The organism is Acinetobacter sp. YH12251, assembly GCF_013417465.1.
Taxonomy (GTDB): domain Bacteria; phylum Pseudomonadota; class Gammaproteobacteria; order Pseudomonadales; family Moraxellaceae; genus Acinetobacter; species Acinetobacter amyesii.
Genome location: NZ_VPDZ01000044.1, coordinates 1 through 3,347, shown reverse-complemented (window position 1 = coordinate 3,347; position 3,347 = coordinate 1). Strand labels below are relative to the sequence as shown.

Here is a 3,347-nt window from a genome sequence, read left to right as displayed (position 1 = left end):
GTAAATTTTCAGCGTTGCTGGCTCCCCGTCAGCCGGATTGGGTTGCATCGCAGGGGTGTCGAAAGAGTCAACTGCGGTCCAAAGCTGTTGGACTTGGGTGAAAAGGGCGTTTATTCTTCCTATACGTGAACCGCATCCTACGGAATGAGTAACCCTTGCCCTATTGTGAGTAGAACGTCGTATAATTCAAACGAAAGCAGTTAATAGGTATGAAATATCACAGCACAAAAGAGCGACAGGACATGTTTAGATGATGTTATTATAAAATAATAACATCATGGATGAATAAAAAATAATTTTCTATCTTTACAACTATGTTATACTTCTATGATAAGGCTATGATGGCAAAGCCTTGGTTTTCCTAATCAAATAGTCGCCGAGATGGCTTCAATGCGACAGTAGGTCTACTGTCTCACAATTAATTCATGTATCAGATTTTTGTTCCCTGATGGGAAGTGTTATCCATACGAAAAGAATATGGGTAAAGTGTTACACCTGTATATGACATTCAGAATGTCCTGTCGGGGGAACTGGTACCAATTTAATAAAAGAAAACAGTATAGAAATGACAATCGAAGATATGCAAACATTAGCCCTAGAGCATGGGCTGAGAATTTCGGAAGAGATGAGCGTCAATGAGATGGGCATCGACTTTAGAGTTGCCTTTGTAAAGGAAGTAAACGGTGAGAACTGGGTACTCCGTATACCTCGAAGAAGCGATATGCTTGAACAAATCGAAAATGAAAGTAGAATATTGGATTTAGCCAAAAGAAACCTGTCGATCAATGTCCCTGATTGGAAAATTGTATCGGAGCGCCTAATAGCCTACCCTTTACTGGAGGATGCGCCTGCTCTGACATTCGATGCGATAACACATGAGGTTTCTTGGAACATAGATCGCGATAGCATAGCTTATGTGGAGTCTCTGGCAAAATCATTGGCCGAATTACATCGTATTACAGCTGACGATGTGAGAAAGAGCAACTTGAAAATAATGACTCCAAGTGAATTGAGGACCGAAATAGCTGACCGTATCCACTTGGTGAAATCTGAGATAGGTATCAGCGAGCCGTTGGAAAACAGATACCGTAGATGGTTGGACAATGACCCTTTGTGGCCTGAATTCACTTGTTTCATCCATGGCGATCTCTATGCAGGGCATGTCTTAACCTCGAAGGAAGGTAAGACCTCTGGTATCATAGATTGGTCTACTGCGCATATGGGTGATCCTGCACTGGACTTTTCTGGTCACGTATCGGTTTTTGGAGAGGATAGCCTGAAGAGTTTGATAACGGAGTATGCTAAACAAGGCGGAACGATATGGGATAGGCTCTACGAACAATCTATAGAGAGGGCTGCTGCAGCTCCATTAGCATATGGCGCTTTTGCGGTAGAGTGCAACGACGATAATCATATCAATGCCGCCAGAGCAGCCTTAGGTATTGTTCAATAAAATGATGTGAGGATACTTTTTTAAATGCTAAAATAGGAGTTCGATTGGTGCCACTTAAGAGTATCATTGATTTCTATTTTAGCCAGTATCCTCCACTTTTAGGAGCTCCTCGAAACTCGATTTTATGATCATCTCTTAAGATTTTGAGCCACCGCTCTACTATCTTGACAGGAACTAATAGCTCGTTTACTAAAAATGGTGCACGCTTTCCTGGATTAGTTCTTATCTGATTAAATAGTAGATTTACTCCCTCACTTACTCCCTCATTAGATTCGAAAAGTAGCTTTGATGAGACAATAACTCGAAAACCGTGCTGGAAATTTTCAAAGACAGGGGGACGCAGACCATAGGATGCGAAGCCTTCTTGGATTCGTTTGATGCCTGACCCATATTTTTCAATAAAATGCGCTTCTTTGAACGTGGCAGATATCCTTTTATTGCGCGCCCATGGCGAGTAATCTTCACGAAGAAGCTGATCAATCGTTAAGTTATCAGCTAAACCACCTGGATTGAAAAACTCTATGGAATTGTAATACACCCTGATTATGGAATCGGCAAATTAATTTGGACTTGGGTGAAAAGGGCGTTTATTCTTCCTATTACGTTGTCGGCAGCGGGCCAAAAAGGAATACGTCCATGCCCATCGAGGTGAAACCGGCTGTGAGCGCGGGTTCAAGCATATAGCCCGACAGGCGCGTATCCTTGCCGATCACGACACGATGGCGGTGGTCACCGCGACGAAAGACACGGCCAGCCGCCATGCCGACGCGCAAGGCGGTTTCCGCCGTCATCGCGCCTTCGTTGGCTTTGCCACGAATACCGTCTGTGCCGAAATATTTGCGCACCATAAGGTCGATTATCCTGTCGTCGGGTCGCCCTCAAAGGGGACATGCCTGCTGAACCGCGAATATAGAGAAATATCCCGAATGTGCAGTTAACGAATTCTTGCGGTTTCTTTCAGCGCCGCCAATACCGCCAGCCCGTCGCGCAAGGGGCGCGGCTCGTGTGTGCGGATGAAGTCAGCTCCACCTGCGGCGGCGGCAAGCTCTGCAGCGAGTGTCGCGGCCCCGACATCCCCCGGACCACGGCCTGTGAGCGCGCGCAGAAAGGATTTGCGCGAAACAGACAGAAGCACCGGCAAATCGAAGCGCAGCCGCAATTCATCGAACCGCGCCAGCACCGAGAGCGAGGTTTCGGGAGCAGCCCCCAGAAAAAACCCCATGCCGGGATCAAGGACAAGGCGGTTGCGTTTGATACCGGCACCCGTCAGCGCCGCGATGCGCGCGTCAAAGAACGCCGCAATGTGATCCATGATGTCGCCAGCGGGTGCCTCGCGCCGATCTGCCTGCCCGTCTTGCACCGAATGCATAACGACGAGTTTGGCAGATGATTTCGCCAATTGCGGATAGAACGCAGCGTCTGGAAAACCGCGAATATCATTGAGATAGGCCACACCACGCGACAAGGCATAGGCTTGCGTCGCGGGTTGATAACTGTCGAGCGAGACGGGAATGCCATCTGCCTTGAGCGCGTCCAGCACCGGCGCGATACGCGCGATTTCTGTGTCGGACGAAACAGGCGCGGCGTCGGGATTGCTGGATGCCGGACCGAGGTCGATCACATCTGCCCCCTCGGCCATCAGCTTACGCGCCTGCGCAATGGCTGCGTCTGGCGCCAGATACCGGCCTCCATCGGAGAAACTGTCCGAGGTTATGTTGACGATGCCGAAAATGATGAGCGATTTATTCATGGGGGCTTCTATAATAATCTCTGTACACGACAAAAATAGATAACTCATTGAAATAATGTCACAATAATTGTTTTCTAACGACGAATACTATGACACATCTCAATGAGTTATATCTTATCTTAAACAAATCTCTAAAATGGAACA

Annotated in this window: 4 protein-coding genes; 1 reads left to right on the top strand and 3 read right to left on the bottom strand. The window is 47.4% G+C overall.

Annotated elements, in window-relative coordinates; translation table 11 throughout:
• The first annotated feature begins 565 nt into the window (after nucleotides 1-565).
• On the top strand, nucleotides 566-1,453 hold the full coding sequence (gene mph / locus FTV27_RS16880) for an Mph(E)/Mph(G) family macrolide 2'-phosphotransferase (RefSeq protein ID WP_071830579.1): 888 nt from the start codon (nucleotides 566-568) through the stop codon (nucleotides 1,451-1,453).
• Between the two features lie 73 nt (nucleotides 1,454-1,526).
• Here mph and FTV27_RS16875 read toward each other — a convergent pair whose 3' ends face one another.
• The 3 genes from FTV27_RS16875 to sul2 all read right to left on the bottom strand — a co-directional run bounded on the left by FTV27_RS16875 (nucleotide 1,527) and on the right by sul2 (nucleotide 3,203).
• On the bottom strand, nucleotides 1,527-1,991 hold the full coding sequence (locus FTV27_RS16875) for an ATP-binding protein (protein ID WP_071830580.1): 465 nt from the start codon (nucleotides 1,989-1,991) through the stop codon (nucleotides 1,527-1,529).
• A gap of 61 nt (nucleotides 1,992-2,052) precedes the next feature.
• Nucleotides 2,053-2,301 (bottom strand): phosphoglucosamine mutase, encoded by a 249-nt coding sequence (locus FTV27_RS16870; protein WP_071830581.1) that lies wholly within the window; start codon nucleotides 2,299-2,301, stop codon nucleotides 2,053-2,055.
• Between the two features lie 86 nt (nucleotides 2,302-2,387).
• A complete protein-coding gene (gene sul2 / locus FTV27_RS16865; RefSeq protein ID WP_001043260.1) occupies nucleotides 2,388-3,203 on the bottom strand; it encodes a sulfonamide-resistant dihydropteroate synthase Sul2 in 816 nt (271 codons plus the stop codon).
• Nucleotides 3,204-3,347: the final 144 nt, after the last annotated feature.

Excerpts from the sequence above, each read along its gene's own strand:
- mph (WP_071830579.1), top strand. The coding sequence starts at position 566 with ATGACAATCGAAGATATGCAAACATTAGCCCTAGAGCATGGGCTGAGA.
- FTV27_RS16870 (WP_071830581.1), bottom strand. The coding sequence starts at position 2,301 with ATGGTGCGCAAATATTTCGGCACAGACGGTATTCGTGGCAAAGCCAAC.
- sul2 (WP_001043260.1), bottom strand. The coding sequence starts at position 3,203 with ATGAATAAATCGCTCATCATTTTCGGCATCGTCAACATAACCTCGGAC.